Source organism: Methylorubrum zatmanii, from assembly GCF_014845115.1.
Lineage (GTDB): Bacteria > Pseudomonadota > Alphaproteobacteria > Rhizobiales > Beijerinckiaceae > Methylobacterium > Methylobacterium zatmanii.
Genome location: NZ_NKUI01000135.1, coordinates 1 through 18538, shown reverse-complemented (window position 1 = coordinate 18538; position 18538 = coordinate 1). Strand labels below are relative to the sequence as shown.

18 protein-coding genes are annotated in these 18538 nt (G+C 67.6%); 9 read left to right on the top strand and 9 right to left on the bottom strand.

The genetic code is table 11. From position 1 onward, the window contains the following. The 7 genes from pqqD to folK all read left to right on the top strand — a co-directional run. On the top strand, positions 1 to 590 hold a 590-nt coding region (gene pqqD, locus MZTS_RS16750), incomplete at its 5' end, for a pyrroloquinoline quinone biosynthesis peptide chaperone PqqD (RefSeq protein ID WP_192284711.1). Beyond that, complete coding sequence (gene pqqE / locus MZTS_RS16745; protein WP_192284710.1) at positions 587 to 1741, top strand: pyrroloquinoline quinone biosynthesis protein PqqE; 1155 nt, start codon at positions 587 to 589, stop codon at positions 1739 to 1741. The genes pqqD and pqqE, both read left to right, overlap by 4 nt. Continuing rightward, positions 1738 to 2481, top strand: a complete 744-nt coding sequence (locus tag MZTS_RS16740; protein WP_192284709.1) for a hypothetical protein — start codon at positions 1738 to 1740, stop codon at positions 2479 to 2481. The genes pqqE and MZTS_RS16740 overlap by 4 nt, the downstream gene beginning before the upstream one ends. Further along, entirely contained in the window at positions 2462 to 2827 is a 366-nt protein-coding gene (locus MZTS_RS16735; protein WP_009865096.1) for a hypothetical protein, read from the top strand. The genes MZTS_RS16740 and MZTS_RS16735 overlap by 20 nt, the downstream gene beginning before the upstream one ends. 157 nt (positions 2828 to 2984) lie before the next feature. Beyond that, complete coding sequence (gene folP / locus MZTS_RS16730; protein ID WP_009865095.1) at positions 2985 to 3842, top strand: dihydropteroate synthase; 858 nt, start codon at positions 2985 to 2987, stop codon at positions 3840 to 3842. Continuing rightward, positions 3835 to 4215, top strand: coding sequence for a dihydroneopterin aldolase (folB, locus tag MZTS_RS16725; RefSeq protein WP_009865094.1), 381 nt, complete (start codon positions 3835 to 3837; stop codon positions 4213 to 4215). The genes folP and folB overlap by 8 nt, the downstream gene beginning before the upstream one ends. Further along, a complete protein-coding gene (folK, locus tag MZTS_RS16720; protein ID WP_192284708.1) occupies positions 4212 to 4688 on the top strand; it encodes a 2-amino-4-hydroxy-6-hydroxymethyldihydropteridine diphosphokinase in 477 nt (158 codons plus the stop codon). Before folB ends, folK begins: the two co-directional genes overlap by 4 nt. Before the next feature lie 30 nt (positions 4689 to 4718). On the opposite strand, the gene xoxJ is transcribed toward folK, so the two are convergent. From xoxJ to MZTS_RS16690, 6 genes are all read right to left on the bottom strand, one after another. Continuing rightward, positions 4719 to 5579 carry a rare earth element methanol dehydrogenase accessory protein XoxJ gene (xoxJ, locus tag MZTS_RS16715; protein ID WP_192284707.1) on the bottom strand — a complete coding sequence of 287 codons (861 nt, stop codon included), beginning with the start codon at positions 5577 to 5579 and terminating at the stop codon, positions 4719 to 4721. Continuing rightward, positions 5579 to 6130 carry a methanol metabolism c-type cytochrome XoxG gene (xoxG, locus tag MZTS_RS16710; protein WP_192284706.1) on the bottom strand — a complete coding sequence of 184 codons (552 nt, stop codon included), beginning with the start codon at positions 6128 to 6130 and terminating at the stop codon, positions 5579 to 5581. The genes xoxJ and xoxG overlap by 1 nt, the downstream gene beginning before the upstream one ends. Before the next feature lie 194 nt (positions 6131 to 6324). Next, positions 6325 to 8130 (bottom strand): lanthanide-dependent methanol dehydrogenase XoxF1, encoded by a 1806-nt coding sequence (gene xoxF1, locus MZTS_RS16705; RefSeq protein ID WP_192284705.1) that lies wholly within the window; start codon positions 8128 to 8130, stop codon positions 6325 to 6327. Positions 8131 to 8901: 771 nt separating this feature from the next. Next, the gene (locus MZTS_RS16700; protein ID WP_192284704.1) at positions 8902 to 9651 is read right to left on the bottom strand and encodes an ABC transporter ATP-binding protein; all 750 of its coding nucleotides are present in this window, start codon (positions 9649 to 9651) and stop codon (positions 8902 to 8904) included. Continuing rightward, positions 9632 to 10366 (bottom strand): ABC transporter permease, encoded by a 735-nt coding sequence (locus MZTS_RS16695; protein ID WP_192284703.1) that lies wholly within the window; start codon positions 10364 to 10366, stop codon positions 9632 to 9634. Before MZTS_RS16695 ends, MZTS_RS16700 begins: the two co-directional genes overlap by 20 nt. 39 nt (positions 10367 to 10405) lie before the next feature. Continuing rightward, a complete protein-coding gene (locus MZTS_RS16690; RefSeq protein ID WP_192284702.1) occupies positions 10406 to 11401 on the bottom strand; it encodes an ABC transporter substrate-binding protein in 996 nt (331 codons plus the stop codon). Positions 11402 to 11618: 217 nt separating this feature from the next. Between MZTS_RS16690 and MZTS_RS16685 the strand changes: the two genes are divergently transcribed. Beyond that, positions 11619 to 11996, top strand: coding sequence for a 4a-hydroxytetrahydrobiopterin dehydratase (locus MZTS_RS16685; RefSeq protein ID WP_192284701.1), 378 nt, complete (start codon positions 11619 to 11621; stop codon positions 11994 to 11996). Positions 11997 to 12341: 345 nt separating this feature from the next. On the opposite strand, the gene MZTS_RS25290 is transcribed toward MZTS_RS16685, so the two are convergent. Then, positions 12342 to 12479 (bottom strand): hypothetical protein, encoded by a 138-nt coding sequence (locus MZTS_RS25290; protein ID WP_246482142.1) that lies wholly within the window; start codon positions 12477 to 12479, stop codon positions 12342 to 12344. Between MZTS_RS25290 and MZTS_RS16680 the strand changes: the two genes are divergently transcribed. Continuing rightward, positions 12445 to 14067 carry a methyl-accepting chemotaxis protein gene (locus MZTS_RS16680; protein ID WP_425492755.1) on the top strand — a complete coding sequence of 541 codons (1623 nt, stop codon included), beginning with the start codon at positions 12445 to 12447 and terminating at the stop codon, positions 14065 to 14067. The genes MZTS_RS25290 and MZTS_RS16680 overlap by 35 nt on opposite strands. A gap of 216 nt (positions 14068 to 14283) precedes the next feature. Here the strand turns inward: MZTS_RS16680 and MZTS_RS16675 are convergent, their stop codons facing one another. Together MZTS_RS16675 and MZTS_RS16670 are read right to left on the bottom strand one after the other, a co-directional pair. After that, positions 14284 to 15258 (bottom strand): HpcH/HpaI aldolase/citrate lyase family protein, encoded by a 975-nt coding sequence (locus MZTS_RS16675; protein ID WP_192284699.1) that lies wholly within the window; start codon positions 15256 to 15258, stop codon positions 14284 to 14286. Positions 15259 to 15553: 295 nt separating this feature from the next. Beyond that, positions 15554 to 18322, bottom strand: a complete 2769-nt coding sequence (locus tag MZTS_RS16670) for a phosphoenolpyruvate carboxylase (protein ID WP_192284698.1) — start codon at positions 18320 to 18322, stop codon at positions 15554 to 15556. Positions 18323 to 18538: the final 216 nt, after the last annotated feature.

Sequence of the window (18538 nt, the reverse complement as noted above, 5' to 3'; positions counted from 1 at the left end):
AGCGCGTGGCGGGGATGCTGAAGAACTACGACTTCGTCACCAAGGAAACGCTGGCCTATTTCGACAAGCGCCTGACCCAGGCGCCACGGGATGCCGACTTCGCCCTCGACTACGTCAAGCGCCACGCCACCACGCCGGAGCTGCAGCGGGCGGCGATGGATGCCCTGACCTTCAAGTGCACCGTGCTCTGGACCCAGCTCGACGCGCTGTACTTCGCCTATGTCTCCCCCGGCCTGGTCCCGCCGGATGCGTGGCAGCCGGGTGAAGGACTGGTGCCCGAGGCCAGCCCTGCTGCGGCGCCGACGGGCGTGCCCGCGGCCTTCTCGGGCAGCGACGTGCCGCGCCTGCCGCGCGGCGTGCGCCTGCGCTTCGACGAGGTCCGCAACAAGCACATCCTGCTCGCGCCCGAGCGCACCTTCGACCTCGACGACAATGCCGTCGCGGTCCTCAAGCTCGTCGACGGCCAGAGTTCCGTGTCGCAGATCGCCCGCACCCTGGGCCAGACCTACGACGCCGACCCGGCCGTCATCGAGGCCGACATCCTCGTGATGCTGGCCGGTCTCGCACAGAGAAGGGTTCTGGAGCGATGAATGCGCCGACCCCCGCCCCCACCCCCGCGGACGTGATTCCGGCACCGGTCGGTCTGCTCGCCGAGCTGACCCATCGCTGCCCGCTGCGCTGCCCTTACTGCTCGAATCCGCTGGAGCTCGACCGACGCTCGGCCGAGCTCGACACGGCGACGTGGCTGCGGGTGCTGACGGAGGCGGCGGGTCTCGGCGTGCTGCACGTCCATCTCTCCGGCGGCGAGCCGACCGCCCGCCCGGACATCGTCGAGATCACGGCCAAATGCGCCGAACTCGGCCTCTATTCGAACCTGATCACCTCCGGCGTCGGCGGAGCGCTCGCCAAGCTCGACGCGCTCTACGATGCCGGTCTCGACCACGTGCAGCTCTCGGTGCAGGGCGTGGACGCGGCGAACGCGGAAAAAATCGGCGGCCTGAAGAATGCGCAGCCGCAGAAGATGCAGTTCGCGGCCCGCGTCACCGAACTCGGCCTGCCGCTGACGCTGAATTCGGTGATCCACCGCGGCAACATCCACGAGGTGCCGGGCTTCATCGACCTCGCGGTCAAGCTCGGCGCCAAGCGGCTCGAAGTGGCGCACACGCAGTATTACGGCTGGGCCTACGTCAACCGGGCCGCGCTGATGCCGGACAAGCGGCAGGTCGACGAGTCGATCCGCATCGTCGAGGAGGCGCGCGAGCGGCTGAAGGGCCAGCTCGTCATCGACCTCGTGGTGCCGGATTACTACGCCAAATACCCGAAGGCCTGTGCCGGCGGCTGGGGCCGCAAGCTCATGAACGTCACACCGCAGGGCAAGGTGCTGCCCTGCCATGCCGCCGAGACCATTCCCGGCCTCGAATTCTGGTACGTGAACGATCATTCCCTCGGCGACATCTGGGCACACTCGCCGGCCTTCGCCGCCTATCGCGGCACGTCCTGGATGAAGGAGCCCTGCCGCTCCTGCGACCGGCGCGAGAAGGATTGGGGCGGCTGCCGCTGTCAGGCGCTGGCGCTCACGGGCGATGCCGCCAACACCGATCCGGCCTGCTCGCTGTCTCCGCTGCATGCAAAAATGCGGGATCTTGCCAAGGAAGAGGCTGCCGAGAACCCGCCTGACTATATATACCGCACCATCGGGACGAATGTGCAAAGCCCGTTGAGCGAAAAGGCACCCCTTTGAGACGATCCATTCTGGCGGTCGCCCTCTCGGCCGCTCTCTCGACCGCCCTGACCACGACACCTGTCGCCTGGGCGGCCAACGACACCGCCCCGGCAGCGGCCAAGGACGGCGCCGCGCCGGGATCCGAGGCGAAGGCCCAGCCGAGTGCCAGCGACCTGCTCTTCGAGCAGCCGCAGATGAAGAACACCGCGCCCGGCAGCACCCTGACCTACGATTACCTGCGCCGCAGCGGCATCGAGAACGGCCCCTACGGCCCGCCGCTCAACGACGCGATCAAGCTCACGGTCGAGCCGGGGGCGAATGCCGACAGCCGCAATATCCGCGTGCAGATGTTTTCCGGCAGCAACCGCATCCCCGCCGGCCCCTTCACCGACATGCCGGGCAATCCCGTGCTGACCCTGTTCCTGGAGAACCATCTCAAGGGCTTGGCCAGCCTGCTCGAGGCCAATCCGCGCTACATCAAGAACGCGATCCGCAAAGCCCTGCGCGACAAGGCGACGGTCACGCCGACCGAGATCTCCTTCAAGGGCAGGACGGTCGAGGGATGGCGCGTCGAGGTGAAACCCTTCGAGGGCGACCAGCAATCGTCGCGGATGCGCGGCTTCGACACCATCACCTACACCTTCGTCACCTCTCCGGCGGTGCCGGGCGAGATCGTGTCGATCCAGGCCCATGCCGCGAAGCCGGATGGGGGCGAACTCCTTCAGGAGAGTCTCGATTATGACCAGAAGGATTCCTGAGGCGTTTGCCGCCGCGCTGCTCGCGGCCGCGCTGCTCGCGGGCCCGGTCCGAGCCGAGGACAACGACTATCCGACCGATGCCCGCGCCGATTACGTGTTCGGCTGCATGGCCGCCAACGGCCAGACCCGCGAGGCGCTGGAGAAATGCTCCTGCTCCCTCGATGCCCTGGCGGCGATCCTGCCCTACGACAAATACGTGCAGGCCTCGACCATCCTCTCCATGCGCCAGGGCATCGGCCAGCGCACCACCGCCTTCAAGTCGACCAAGATGTTCGACGACAAGGTCGCCGACCTCCGCCGTGCCCAGGCCGAGGCGGAGATCCGCTGCTATCGCGGCGCCTCCTGAGACTGTCTCACGACACTCCCGCCGCGGCAGCGCGGCGGGAGTGTCGTGAGCGTGCCGGAGCCCGGCACGGAACGGATCAATGCCGGCGAAATGGATCTGGCTAAACCGGATGCGAGGGGCTAGGCCGGCATTTCCGGACCAGACGCATTCCGACCCGATGCCGCCCGTACCTTCTCCCCCCCCGCCGCGCCTGAACACCCTGCTACCGGATCTCGGCCGGCGCACGCTGGTGATGGGCATCCTCAACGTCACGCCGGACTCGTTCTCGGATGGCGGCCGCTTCCAGGGTGTCGAGGCGGCTCGTGCCCAGGCGGCCGCGCTGACCGGGGCCGGCGCCCATATCCTCGATATCGGCGGAGAATCGACCCGGCCGGGCCATCAGCCGGTCCCGGCCGAGGAGGAGCAGGCCCGCGTTCTGCCGGTGATCCGGGCGGTCGCCCCCGGCCTGTCCGTGCCGATCTCCATCGACACCTACAAGGCCTCGACGGCGGATCTCGCGCTCAAGGCCGGCGCCACCATCGTCAACGATGTCTGGGGCCTTCAGCGCGAGCCGGACATCGCCCGCGTCGCCGCCGATCACGGCGCCCCGGTCATCGTCATGCACAATCGCGAGACGATCGACGGCTCCCTCGACATCGTCGCGGACATGCTGCGCTTCTTCGAGCGCTCCCTCGCCATCGCCCGCCGCGCCGGTATCCCGGACGGCGACATCGTGCTCGATCCCGGCATCGGTTTCGGCAAGAGCTGGGAGCAGCATCTGGAGGCGCTCCGCCGCCTTCCCGAGATTCGCGCCCTCGGCTTCCCGCTCCTCGTCGGCGTCTCGCGGAAAAGCCTGCTCGGGCGCCTGCACGACCGTGAGACGGAGCCGCGCGACCGGCTGATCGGCTCCCTGGCCGCACATGTGCTCGCCGGCTCCCTCGGCGCCGACATCGTCCGCGTTCACGATGTCGCGCCGCATATCGAGGCCCTGCGCGTGCTCGACGCGGTGATGCGCCCCGGAACCGCCCATGACTGATCGCATCCTCGTTCACCGCATTGCGGTCTTCGCCCGGCACGGGTTGCTGCCGGAGGAGGAGCGGCTGGGCCAGCGTTTCTACATCTCCCTCGATTGCCGCCTCGACTTGTCCGAGGCGGGCCGGAGCGACGATGTGGCGGCCACGGTCAGCTACGCCGACCTGACGCAGATCGTCCTCGACATCGCCACCAACCGGCGTTTCGCCCTGATCGAGGCTCTGGCCGAGGCGATTGCGAGCGCCTGTCTCTCGCATTCTCCGCGCCTCGACACCGTGACGGTGCGCATCGACAAGCCGAGCGCGCCGATCCCTGCCGTGCTCGACTACGCCGCCATCGAGATCGTTCGGGGTCGCGCCACGACGGAGCGGACATGACGCGCGCCTATCTCGGCCTCGGCAGCAATATCGGCGACAAGGCCGCGATGCTGGCGGAGGCGGTCGCGCGTCTCGCGGCGACGCCCGGCATCACGCTCGCCGCGCGCTCGTCCGATTACCGGACCCCGCCCTGGGGCGACACGGACCAGGACTGGTTCCTCAACGCCGCCATCGCCATCGACACCGATCTCAGTCCGCACGCCCTGCTGGAGACTTGCCTGTCGATCGAGGCGGCCCTCGGCCGGGTGCGCGAGCGCCGCTGGGGTCCGCGCGCCATCGATATCGACGTGCTGGCCTATGAGGGCGCGCAGGTTTCCGACGAGCGGCTGGTGCTGCCGCACCGCTTCGTGCGTGAGCGGGCCTTCGTGCTGGTGCCGCTGGCGGAAATCGCCCCCGACCTCGTCATCGGCGGCGAGAGAGTGGCGGACGCTTTGGCCAAGCTCGACGCGACCGGGATCGAACGGGACGCATGAAAAAAGCCCGGGCCGGGACTCGGGCTTCGATCACTCGTCCGTCGCGTCGAGGAGCTTGTTGTCCTCTTCCGCGAGAAGAGGCACGTCGTACTCTTTCAGCACCTTCTCGATATCCGCCCGGCGCTTACGCAGCACGGTGTTGAGACTGCGCTTCCAGTCGTTCTCGTTGTGGCGTACGCCCATCGAAACGCGGAAGGTCAGCGCCGGACGGCCCGGCTCGTTGAGCAGCGGCACCACATCCATCGGCACGCCGCTCTGCTTGGCCAGCCAGCCCGCCGCCGGCCCCCACAGGATCGCCACGTCGATCTTCTTCTCGGCGAGGTTGGCGATCACCTCGGCGGCGACGGTCTGATGCTTGCGCTCCGCGCCGAAGGCGTAGGGAGCGTAGGCATGGATGCGCTCGCCGACCAGCTTCAGCTCGCTCAGACGGTTGGAGGGCGGCGTGCCGGCGATGATGCCGATCTGCCGGTCTTTCAGGCGCGGATCGTCGAGGCTCTTGATGTCCGGCAATTCGCCCTTACGCGAGACCAGGACGTAGGCCGAACGGTAATACGGATTGGTCGGCTGGACGATCTCGCCACCCGAGGTGCCGATGATCAGGTCGCACAGGCCGGTGCCGAGCGTGTTGCGGACGAAACCGGGACCCTGGGTCAGCCAGTAATAGCGCAGTTTGACCTTCAGTTCGTCGGCGACGATCTGCGCGATCTTGTTCTCGAACCCGTCGCCCTTACGCTCGGAGAAGGGCATGTTGCCCGGATCGCTGCAGACGCGCAGCACGTCGGGCGTAACGAGATCGGGCAAGTGCTGGGCGTGGGCGGGCCGCGCCCCTGCCGAAATCAGCAGGAGCGCGGCAACCGCCGCCTTGGGAACGAAAGAGCGTGCGCGGGACATCAGCCGCCCAGGCACTCCTTCTCGGCCGTCTTGGCAGCCTCGGGCTTCTCTTCCTTCTCGCCCGGGCGCGCGCGACCCCAGGCACCGGCGGCGCGGGCGCGCAGGTACACGTAGAGGTCGTTGGCGTAGCACATCACGTTCTTGTTGTCGCCGAAGGCCGGCATGACCTGGTTCGAGGTGTTGTTCACCTCCTGCTTGCCGCCGGCGAGGATGCCGTAGAATTCCTCGTAGGACAGGCGCTTCAGCGAATCCTTCAGAGCGGGCGCGTAGGTCGAGCCCATGCCGTCCGGGCCGTGGCAGACGTGGCACTCGGCATGGTAACGGCGGTACCCGGAATAGGTGTACCAATCGACCTTCTTGCCATCGTTGGTGATGTGGAAGGTCGGATGGCCGTCCTTGTCGAGGTACTTGCCGTCCTCGTCCTTCACCGCCGCGGCAGCCTTGAGCACCGGCTCATCGATCTCCTTGGCATTGGGATCGAGCTTGTTGGCGAGTTCGGGTTTGGCATCCTGGGCCAGAACGGCGGTGGTAACCGGAACCGCGCCGAGCAAGATTGCACCACAGAGACCAAGAAGAGCGTTTCTTTTCATCGCGGACAAACGACGTTCCTCCCAAGACCAAAATGCTGCACCGCAACATAGACCGTGCGGCAGACAAGAGGCCCTACAGCATAATCTTAAAATCATAAAGATGCCGGCGCGGGGTCCGCGCCGGCATCCTTTGGTCCAGTGTGTCGCGCTGCTGCTTAGTTGTTCGGCAGCGAGAACACGGTCAGCTGGCCGCCGAGGTTGGTGTAGCTCGACAGGGCCGCATAGCCACCCACCGCGCCGAGGCCGGCGTTCGGGTCGGTCAGGCCGGCCGCGAGGCCGATGCCGGCCCAGCCACCGACGCCCGACAGGACGGCGATGTACTGCTTGCCCTTGTTCTCGTAGGTCATCACGTTGCCGATGATGCCCGACGGGGTCTTGAACTTGTAGAGTTCCTTACCCGTCTTCGAGTCGACAGCCTTCAGGTAGCCCTCGAGGGTGCCGTAGAAGACCACGTCACCGGCGGTGGCGAGCGCACCCGACCACACCGAGAACTGCTCGGGGTTGGACCACTTGATCTTACCCTGGATGTTGTCCCAGGCGATGAAGTTGCCCATGCCGCCATGCGAGCCCGGAGCCGGGTACATGGAGAGCGTGGCACCGACATAGGGCTGGCCCGGGGTGTAGGTCACCCGGAACGGCTCGTAGTCCATGCAGACGTGGTTGGTCGGCACGTAGAACAGGCCGGTCTTCGGCGAGAAGGCAGCAGGCTGCTGGTCCTTGGTGCCGAGAGCCGCCGGGCAGATGCCCTTCGAGTTCACATCCTCACCGTTCTGCTCGGTCGAGTACTTCGACACGACCAGCGGACGGCCGTAGGTCTTGGAGCCCTTGTCGAGGTCGACCTTGGTGGCCCAGTTCACGACCGGATCGAACTTCTCGGCGACGAGAACCTCACCGGTGGCGCGATCGAGCGTGTAGCCGAAGCCGTTACGATCGAAGTGCGTCAGGAGCGGGCGGTCCTTGCCGTCGAACTTCTGATCCGTGAGGATCATCTCGTTGATGCCGTCGTAATCCCACTCGTCGTGGGGGGTCATCTGGTAGACCCACTTGGCGACGCCCGTGTCGGGGTTACGCGCCCAAATGGTCATCGACCACTTGTTGTCGCCCGGACGCTGCTTCGGGTTCCAGGTCGAGGGGTTGCCCGAGCCGTAATAGAAGAGGTCGAGCTTCGGATCGTAGGAGAACCAGCCCCAGGTGCAGCCGCCGCCGGTCTTCCACTGATCGCCTTCCCAGGTCTTGACCGAGGAATCCTTGCCGACCGGCTTGCCGAGCGAGGTGGTCTTCTCGGGGTCGACCAGGATCTGATCGTCCGGACCGATGGAGTAGCCGCGCCACACCTTCTTGCCCGACTTCAGGTCGTAGGCGGTGACGTGGCACTGCACGCCGAACTCGCCGCCGGAGATGCCGACGATGACCTTGTCCTTCACCGGGAGAACGGTGGCGGTGTTGGTCTCACCCTTGGACGGGTCGCCGTTCTTGACCGACCAGTTGACCTTGCCGGTCTTGGCATCGAGCGACACGACCGTGGTGTCGGCCTGGTGCAGGATGATCGCGCCGTCGGCATAGGCCAGACCACGGTTGACCGTGTCGCAGCACATCACCGGGATCACGGACGGATCCTGCTTCGGCTCGTACTTCCAAACGATCTTGGCGCCCTGGTCGAGGTCCAGCGCGTAGACGATGTTCGGGAAGGGGGTGTGGACGTACATGATGTTGCCCACGACGAGCGGAGCGCCCTCGTGGCCGCGCAGCACGCCGGTCGAGAAGGTCCAGGCAACCTGGAGGTTCTTGACGTTGGAGGCGTTGATCTGGTCGAGCTTGGAATAGCGGGTGTTGCCGTAATCGACCGTCTGGAGCACCTGCTCGGCCGGATTGGCGATGCCCTTCAGGACGCTTTCGTTGGCGAGGGCCGGGCTGGCAGCCGCGAGCCCCGCACCGAGTGCGAGGAGATGTACCGCTCTCATGGATTCCTCCGACAGGCCTTATCCGCCGCCGGACAGCACGAAGCGATCCGCCGTTGATTGACCTGTTGTTTGCGACAGGGACCGTATTCGCTCCGGCAGCTCGCGACTACCGCCTTCGAACGGAGATTATTCCGTTCTTCCGGCAACTTACCCGGCTGGGTCCGCATCCCCTGGCGGCCCCTCAGAACCGAAGCTTGAACGAACTCTAAGAAAATTTCCGGCGCCGTCAACTCGCATTCGCGGGTGGTTTGTCGCATGCGCCGAAGGCTTTTGCAGGAAATTTTCTAATCAAAACCTTCTTTTTGCGGTGCAAAATTTGATCTGCACCGCACAAGTCTCAAGTAGAATTTGAGCAATGCATCCCTGACACATGCGCAGCCGATGCGCTGCCGACATGGGACAATGGCCCTTTCGCGCCGAGCATGCGCGGGAAGCAATTTAGTTCCGGTTTTTGGCACGGAACGGAAGCTTGACCGTTGCTGCAACGCGAAGAGTGCAGGGGCCGCCGCGCGGTACGGCAGGTCGGCTCGCGAGCCGAAAGCTCCCGTCGACCGACGGGAAATTTTTGCATCCGGACGTTCCGTTTATCCTTAAGGGGCAGCCGTTCCCCCCTCGGAGATCGGATCGGCACAGGGCGTGGGTGCGGTTTCGCGTCGGGCACTTTCGGCAATCCAGCCGCCGGGAGAATCGACACGCTTCGAAGCGGCTTTCGTTCGACGACAGGCTCTCGTCATCGTGAAGCGATTCGACGCCGGCCGGCCTCGCGGGCGCCTAAGGCGCGACGATGTCGGGATAGCGCGTGGCCAGGATCCGGCGGGTCGCGTCGATCCAGGCACGGTCCCGCTCGGACCGCCGACGGTCGAGGGGCTCGCTCGCCAGCAGGCGCGCCGGCCGGGGCGTGACCAGCAGCAAGCGGTCGGCGATCTCGATGGCCTCGGCGACGTTGTGGGTGACCATCAGCACGCAGGTGCCGGAGCGGTTCACGGCATCGACGACGAGGCCGCGCAGGCCGGCGGCGGCGGCATCGTCGAGGGAGACGAAGGGTTCGTCGAGGACGAGGATGCGCGGCTCCAGGGCCAGCGCCCGCGCCAGAGCCACCCGCCGCTGCATCCCGAGGGAGAGCGCCCCGGGGAAATGCCCGCGCCAGGGACCGAGACCGAGGGAGGCGAACAATCCGTCGAGGTCGCGCCCCCGCCGCTCCCGCGGCAGGCCGAGACGCACGTTCTGCTCGATGGTGCGCCAGGGCAGCAGCCGGGGATCCTGAAACACCATGGCGATGCCGGCCCGCTCCGGCGCCGGCGTCACCGCGCCCTCGAAATCGCGGTCGAGGCCGAGAAGGATGCGCAGGGTGGTGGTCTTGCCCGCCCCCGAGGGTCCGATCAGGCAGGTGATCTCGCCCGCATGCAGGGAGAAGGCGAGGCCGCGCACGGCCTCCACCGCCTCGGTGCGGGCCTTGCGGTAGACCTTGCGGTCGACGCGCAGGGTCAGCAGCGGCGCGGGGTCAGCGCCAGCGGCGGACATGGGCATCGAGGGGCTGGAGGAGCAGGGCGTCGATGGCGAGCATCACGCTCATGAAGACGAGGCTGTAGCCGATCACGGCGGTGACGTCGAAGAGAGTGAAGTAATAGTTGATGGCGAATCCGACCCCGTTGGGGCGCCCGAGCAGTTCCACCACCAGCACGATCTTCCAGGCGAGCGAGATGCCTGAGCGCGCCGCCGCCACCATGAAGGGCTGAAGCTGCGGCATCAGCACATGGGCGATCCAGGTACGCCGGTCGAAGCGGTAGGTCGTCGCCATCTCCTCCAGGCCCGGATCGAGCCCGCGGGCACCCTCGCGCATGATCACCGCGACGTTGGGCAGCTTGTTGAGCGCCACCGCGACGATGGCGGCGGTCTCGTTGAGCCCGAGCCAGACATAGGCCAGCACGGTGATGACCAGGGCCGGCGTGTTGAGGACGACGAGGAGCGGCGTGTCGAGCAGCCGGTCGGCGAGGCGCGAGCGGCCCAGCGCGATACCGAGCAGCACGCCGAGGCTCATGGCGATCACGAAGGAGACCGCGACCCGGGCGAGGGTGACGCCGACATTGAACAGCAGGTCGCCGCCCCGCGCCTCCCGCAGGATGAAGGCGAGCACCGCGCTCGGCGCCGGCAGGCTGCGCATCTCGGCATAGGCGGACACGCCCTGCCACAGGGCGAGCAGCACGGCGAGCGAGAGAAGACGCGCGAGCAGGGCCATGCGGGCGGGTCAGCGGGCCGGGGCCGTCATCGCGCCGCCTCAGCCGTTGCCCGAGGCGTCGAGATAGAGGTTCGGCGGCAGGCCCTTGCCCGGCCCGAGAAGCTGCTGGCCGGCGAGCCGGGCCAGGGTCTCGTAGATGCGCTCGCCATCGGCCCGCTCGGCCCCGATCGGGCGGCGGGGGATGCCGGCGAGGAAGTCGCGCTTGAGGGTGGCGAAGGTGGCGTCGTCCTCCGCCGCCATCAGCGGGCGGACCGTGTCCCACAGGGCCGGCTCGTTCGCCAGGGCGTCCTTGGCGGCGGCGGAGGCGCGGGCGAAGCCGCGCACCACCTCACCCCGATCCGCCACGGTCTGGCCCTCGTAGAGATAGCCGATCAGGGCGACCGCCCCTTTCGCCCCGAAGGCCCGCATCACGTCGTCGGCCGAGATCAGGCGCTTGAAGCCCTTGGCTTCGAGGCGCGCACAGAATTGCCAGTAGAGCAGCGCCGCGTCGAGTTCGCCGCTCTCCAGCTTCTGCGCCAGCAGCGGCGGCGCGCCGTAGGCGATCTGCGCGGCGGCCTCCAGATCGAGCCCCGCCGTCTCGCGGGCCTGCGCCTTCAACAGGATCCAGTTCTTGTCGAGCGCCCCGCCCGCCACGCCGAGCCGCTTGCCGGACAGGCCCTTCAGATCGGGGATCGGGCTGCCGGCGGGCACCATCAGCGCGCCCTCGGTGGTCGAGTAGGGCGAGAAGCGCACGCCCCGCCCCTCGTTGCCGAGGCGGGCGGCGAAGATCAGGTCGCCGACGATGGCATCGACCTGGCCGCCGAGGAAGGCGATCCGGGCGGCGTCGTTGCCGGCGAGCTTGACGATTTCCAGGGTGAAGCCGTTGGCGACGTCGAGGCCGCGCTCCTTGATGATCGCCGCCTCCCAGGAGGCGGTGCCGAAGGGGAGCACGCCGAGCCGGAACGCCTCACCGGCCGCCTGGGCGCGCCGGCTCGCCGGCAGGGCCGCCGCGAACGACAGGGCTGCGGTCGCGAGCACTGCGCGCCGTGACAGCATGGGCGTCCCTTCACCTATGGTCAGACCGCCCGGGCCTCCGCGGCGGCCCGAGCTTCTGTTGAATTTTTTAATAGGGAATCGCCCCCGCCCCGTCCACAGCCGGCCCCACCGTTTCCGCTGCGACATGCGGGCGTGCCGCCCCCGCGATCCCGCGCTTGCGCCTCGGAGGATCCCGACACAGGTTTCGTCCGAGGCAACGAGACCAGGGAGGATGACGATGACACAGGCACGCGAGGGTGTTCTCGACGATGCGACGGTCGAGCGGCGGCTCAAGGAAGAACTGCCGGCCTGGCGGCTGGAGGAGGGCTGGATCCGCCGGACCTACAAGACCGCGTCGTGGAAGAGCACGCTGATGGTCATCAACACGGTGGGCCATCTGGCGGAAGCCGCGTGGCACCACCCGGACATCACCGCCTCCTATGCCTGGGTCGAGGTGCGGCTGATGAACCATGCCGCCAAGGGCATCACCGAGAAGGATTTCGCCCTGGCCAAGAAGATCGAGGAGGTCGTCTCCTGGCAGCCGGGGTCGGAGGGCGGCGCTCTCGACGGCACGCCGACGGATCCGCGCTTCGCCTATATCAAGTACGACAAGTAGGCCTGTCGTCGAACGCGCCGGGGCGACCGAGAGGCGCCGGGAAGCGCGGCCGACTTGCCTGCGCAGGATGGCGGACAAGACAAGCCGCGCCCGACACGCAGCGCCCGCGCTTCCCGATCCTCGGGATGCGCACGCTCCGGCTTCGTCAAGTCTTCGCGGGCCGACCAAACCCTGAGTGTTTTTGCAGGGCGCGGCAGCGAAGCAGCCTCTCCGTACCGGCGGATGGCCTCATGCCTCCCACCGCAGGACGGCACTGCATCTTCGGCTTTATAATTCCAGATCTTATCGAGCTTTCACTGCCCGCATTAACCCGATTGTTACGCTGAAATCTTAAGAGGCCAGCACTCATAAACAGAGATGCAGAGCTGCGAAGGCCGCCACCATGTCGAAAGCTGCATTTTCGATCCGAAACACACTCATCGGGTCATTTGCGCTTCTGGGCGCGCTGATCGTCATCTTGTCGGCATCGGCTCTGAGTTTCATGGCCGACCTGTCGCAGGAGAACCGCAACCTCGGGCGAAACATCCTTCCGAGCGTTCGCTATGCCGCCGAATTACGGGGCAACGTCATCGACGTGCGCGTGAGCGTCGCCAACCATGTCCTCTATACGGAGGGGGATCGTATCGCCGCCGAGGAGAAGTCGCTGGCCGCGAAGATGGCGGCGGTCGAGCGGACGATGGCGACCTATGCTCCGCTCATCAGCCTGCCCGGTGAGCGCGCGCTGTACGAGACGTTCGAGCGCGAGTGGACGGCCTACGGCCATGCGGTGACGGCGGTGCTCGAACATTCCCGCGAAGGGCGGAAGAGCCTGGCCCAGGCCGAACTGACCGCGAATGTCCGCCCCCGGATCAAGGCGGCGGCGCAGGCGCTCGACGACATCGTCAAGCTCAACAACCAAGCGGCCGACGGCATCGTCGCTCAGAGCGAGGAGCTCGCCCGCTCGGCGCGCAACCTGATGCTCGCGGTGAGCGCCGGCGCGGTCCTCATCGCGGCGCTGATGGCCGTGGCGATCATCCGCCTGATCGGCTCGGGCATCCAATCGATCATCCGGCCGATGCGGCAGCTGGCGGATGGCGATCTCGGCGCCGAGGTGCCGCATCGCGGACGCCGGACCGAGATCGGCCTGATCGCCGACACGGTGCAGGTGTTCAAGGACGGCCTGATCCGGATGCGGCAGCTGGAACGCGAAACCGAGGAGGCGCGGGCCGGGGCCGAGGAGCAGCGCCGGGCCGCCATGCGCGCGATGGCCGAGGGCTTCGAGAATGCCGTGGGCGGAATCGTCGGCATGGTCTCCGCCTCGGCGACCGAGTTGCAGGCCACCGCGCAGCAGATGACCTCGACCGCACAGGAGACCGCCAGCCAGTCGAGCGCCGTGTCGTCGGCGGCCGAAGTCGCCGCCGCCAATGTCAACACGGTCGCCTCGGCGGCGGAGGAACTCGGGGCCTCGGTGCAGGAGATCGGCCGTCAGGTCTCCGGCTCGGCGGATCTCGCCCAGCAGGCGGTTCTTCAAGCCGATCGTACCGCGACTCTGATGCACGAATTGAGCACCGCCGTCTCGACGATCGGAGACGTCGTGCAGTTGATCTCGACCATCGCGGGGCAGACCAATCTGCTGGCCCTGAACGCCACGATTGAGGCCGCGCGGGCGGGCGAGGCGGGACGCGGCTTCGCGGTCGTCGCCGCCGAGGTGAAGGAGTTGGCCAATCAGACGGCCCGGGCGACGGACGACATCGCCCACCAGATCGGCCAGATCCAGGGTGCGACCGGGCAGGCCGCCGATGCGATCGGCGCGATCACGGCGCGGATCCGCGAGATCGATGCGGTCGCGACCACGATCGCGGCGGCGGTCGAGCAGCAGGGGGCGGCGACGCAGGAGATCGTGCGCAACGTGTCCGAGGCCTCCACGGGGACCCGCGAGGTGACGCACAACATCGCGGGCGTCGCCCGAGCTTCCGAGGAGACGGGCGCGGCGGCGAGCCAAGTGCTCGCCTCGGCCTCGGAGCTGTCGCGCCAGTCGGAACACCTTTCCGGAGAGGTGAGCCGCTTCCTGGCCACCGTCCGCGCCGGCTGATCTGGAATCCGCTTGATCGGAGCGGGTTTCGTCTCGGCAAGGCCGCGCGGCGTTTGAGCGAAGCCCCAATCCGCCATCCCGAGGGGATCGGCCGGGTTTGGGATGAGACCGGGCGCGCCCCGCCCCTTGCGGATGGGACATGCCGTCACGAAAATGGCCGGCGCGAGCCGGCCATCCCTTTCATTTGCTGTACGGAAAGCGTTTCGCCGGAAGCGCTTACTTCCCGCTCATCGCGTCGGCCTTCTGGATCAGCGCCTCGGCCATGCGGATCGAGGCGATGTCGATCAGGCGGCCGTCGAGGGAGACGGCGCCGCGACCGGCCTTGGCGGCCTCTTCCATCGCCTCGAGGATCCGGCGGGCCTTGGTGACCTCGGCCTCGGAGGGGGTGAAGACGTCGTTGGCGAGGTCGATCTGCGAGGGATGGATCGCCCACTTGCCCTCGAAGCCGAGCGCGGCGCAGCGCTTGGCGGCCGAGATGTAGCCGTCGGGATCGGAGAAGTCGCCGAACGGGCCGTCGATCGGGCGCAGGCCGTAGGCGCGGCAGGCGACCAGCATGCGGTTCTGGGCGAACAGCCACGGATCCTGCCAATGGGTCTGGCGGTTGCCGGCCTCGTCCTTGTCGGTCAGCACGCTGTAATCGGCGTTCACGCCGCCGATGACGGTGGAGCGGGCGCGGGTCGAGGCGGCGTAATCGGCCACGCCGAAGGACATCGCCTCAAGGCGCTTGGAGGAGGTGGCGATGGCCTCGACATTGGCCATGCCGAGCGCGGTCTCGATCAGCACCTCGAAGCCGATCTTCTTCTCGCGCTTCTTGGCCTGCTCGATCTGCGTCACCAGCACGTCGATGGCGTAGACGTCCTGCGGCACGCCGACCTTGGGGATCAGGATCATGTCGAGGCGCGGACAGGCCTCCACGATGTCGACGACGTCGCGGTACATGTAGTGGGTGTCGAGACCGTTGATGCGGATCATCATGGTCTTGTTGCCCCAATCCAGGTCGTTGAGCGCCTGGATGATGTTCTTGCGGGCCTGCTCCTTGTCGTCGGGCGCGACCGCGTCCTCGAGGTCGAGGAAGATCACGTCGGCCTTCGAGGCGGCGGACTTCTCCATGAAGGTCGGGTTCGAGCCGGGAACCGCCAGTTCCGAGCGGTGCAGGCGCGGGGTGGCCTGCTGGATCAGGGTGAAGCTCATGCTTGTTCCTCCGTTATGTAGGTTTGGGTTCCCTCGTCGCGCTGCCCCGCTGCCGCAGGATCGCACCGCGTGTCTAGAGCATCGTCCCGGACACCGATCCGGGGTGATACCCTAGCTCCTTGTTTTGCATCGCCTTTCGGGACGATGCTCTATCTCGCGTGTCCCGGCCGGCCGTCCAGCCCGGCTCGGAACACGTCGCCGAGACTGTCTGCGGAGCGTCTCTCGAAAAAACTCCCGCCGCGCCGAAGCCGCCGGAGAGGACACGGTGCGAAAACGGGCGTTCCGCGAGGCGCTCTTATCCCGTCGCGCCGAAGCCGACCGCGATGCAGTTGATCGACAGGAGCAGGGCGGATTTCACCGCCTCGCGCTTGTCCTCGTCCTCCTCGCTGCGGAAGCGGCGCAGCAATTCGACCTGTTCGCGGCTGACCTGATTGATCGTCGGCAACCGCCCCTGCAGGCGCTCACGGAATTGCGGGAAGCGCTGGGCGAGTTCGCCGTCGCCGGAGACGCGCAGCACCATCTCCCGGGTCAGGGCATATTCCTGCTCGATCATCCCGAAGATGCGGGACCGGATGCCCGCGTCCGGCACGAGGCCGGCATAGTCGCGGGCGATCTCCAGATCGACCATCATCAGCGTCTTCTCGACCTCGTCGAGGACGAGGCGGAACACGGGGCAATCCTTGAAGAGCCGCCGCAGCAGCGCCTCGCCCTGTTCGCCGCGAATGTCGATGAAGCTCTTCAGCCCCGAACCGACGCCGTACCAGCCGGTGATGACGTGGCGGTTCTGCGACCACGCGAACACCCACGGGATCGCCCGCAGATCCGAGAGCGACTTCGCGCCGAAACGGCGGGCCGGGCGCGAGCCGATGTTGAGCAGCGCGATCTCGTCGAGGGGGCTCGCGGCCTGGAAGTAGTCGACGAGGCCGTCGGCCTGGAGCAGGTTGACATAGGCGGCCCGAGAGGCGCCCGAGAGCGCCTCCAGCGCGTCGTCGAGTTCGGCCCGAGAGCCGTTGCCGCTGCCCTCCGAGAGCAGGGCGTGCTCGAAGACCGAGGCCGCCAGCAGCTCCATCTGATAGGAGGCGGTACCGCGGTTGGCATATTTGAACGAGACGACCTCGCCCTGCTCGGTGATGCGGAAGCGCCCGTTGATCGAGCCCGGCGGCTGGGCCGCGATGCCGCGATGGGTCGGCACGCCGCCCCGGCTGACGGAACCGCCGCGACCGTGGAAGAAGGCGATCGGCACGCCGAGATGCTTGCCGAGCACGGTGAGCCGCACCTGCGCCTTGTACAGCTCCCAGTTCGAGGCGATGAAGCCGCCGTCCTTGTTGGAATCGGAATAGCCGATCATCACTTCCTGGACCCCGCCCTGCCAGCGGGTGGAGCGGCGCACCACCGGAATGGCGAGCAGCTCCTTCATGATGGCCGGGGCGGCGCGCAGGTCGTCGATGGTCTCGAACAGCGGCACGATCGGCAGCGGGCAGATCTCGGTGCCGGTGGCATCGAGGAAGATGCCGGCCTCCTTGGCGAGCAGGTAGGCGCCGAGCACGTCGACGGTGGAGCGCGTCATCGACAGGATGAAGGCGCCGAAGGCCTCGCGGTCGAGGGTGTCGCGCATCTCGCCGACCAGGGCGAAGGTGGCGAGCGTCTCCCGCGCCTCGTCGGGCAGCCGGTCGGCGAAATCCTCGAACGAGGTTTCCGGGCTGCGCGGCCGGGCGAGTTCGGTGAGCAGCCACTCCTTCCAGGCGGGCGCGTCGAGCTCCGGCGGCTCGCGGTCGCCGTTGCGCAGCTTCCACAGGGCGTGCAGCGTCTTGGTGGTGCGGGTCGAGTTCTCGCGCAGGTCGAGCCGCACGGTCGAGAAGCGGAAGATCTCGACCATCCGCCGCACCGGGCGCACGATGTCGGTGGCGAGCGCGCCGCATTTGGCGTCGGCCAGCCCCTTCTCCAGGGTGCGCAGGTCGTTGATGAGCCCGTCGGCGCTCGGATAATCCGGGCCGACCGAGCGGGCGCCCTTGTTGCGGGCGATGGTCGCCTCGAGCTTGCGCAGCACGCAGGTGAGGAACTGGCGGTAGGCCTCGCCGGGATTGCGGGCGGCGATCGCCCGGGCATCGCCGGATTCCGCCAGCATGTGGGCGAGTTCGGCGCGGAAGCTCTCCGGCACCGGCAGCGAGCGCTCGGTGATCGAGAGCACGCGGCCGAGATGGGTGATGCCGTCGCGGTAGCGCCGCAGGGAGGCGAGCGCGTTGCGCTGCAGGGTCTCGCGGGTGACGCTGGCGGTGACGTAGGGGTTGCCGTCGCGGTCGCCGCCGATCCAGCTTCCGAACTGGAAGAAGGGCGGCACCTCGAAGGTCTCGTCCGGGTAATATTGGGCGAGGCTCTCCTCGAGGGAGACCATCACCTCGGGCAGCATCTCGAACAGGGTCTCGTCGAAGAAGTGCAGACCCCAGGCGACCTCGCGCTCGACGGTGGCCTTCTCCAGATGCAGCTCGCCGGTCATCCAGATCAGCTCGATCTGGTCGCGCAGCTCGTTCATCAGGCCGTTGCGCTCGCGCTCGGTCCAGCGCGGCAGCTCCAGCTCACGCAGGACGAGATAGATCCGGCGCAGCTTCTCCAGCACCGTGACGCGCTTGCCCTCGGTGGGGTGCGCGGTGATCGTCGGGCGGATGCGCAGATCCTTGAGCAGCGCGTGGATCTGCGCCGCGCCGATCCCCTTGGCGGAAGCCTCCGCCAGCACCTTGGCGAAGGAGCCGTTCAGGGCCGCGCGCCCCTTGGCGCGCTCCAGGTGGCGGCGGCGGCGCATGGCCGCGTTCTGCTCGGCGATCGAGACGAGCTGAAACCAGATGCCCTGCACCTGGAGGGCGCGGGCCAGCATCTCGGGCGAGTAGGACGAGATGTCGGCGCGCCCGTGCAGCACGTCCTCCAGCTCGGGATCGTGGCGGCGGGCCACATCGAGCAGGGCGTGAAACAGGATGTCGAGGGCGTCCTCGGTGGCCGTGCCGGTGATGACCGGCGGCGCGAAGGTCGTGTCGGTCGCGGCTGACGGCCGGGCGTGCAGCGTCTTGGTCATGGGATCCCCCCTGGCGAGGTGTTTTCGTCGGACTCCCGTGGCCAGGCCTGCGGGACGGTGGATCACGTCGATCCACGGGGCATTCTCCTCCCCCTGCGGGGAGGATGGAAGGCGGGGGTTCAGGACGAGGCGGGAGCGGCTCCGTCTGCCCCCACCCCGGACCCCTTCCCCGCAGGGGGGAGGGGAAGGGCGACGTCAGGCCGCGCGGGCGAGGAC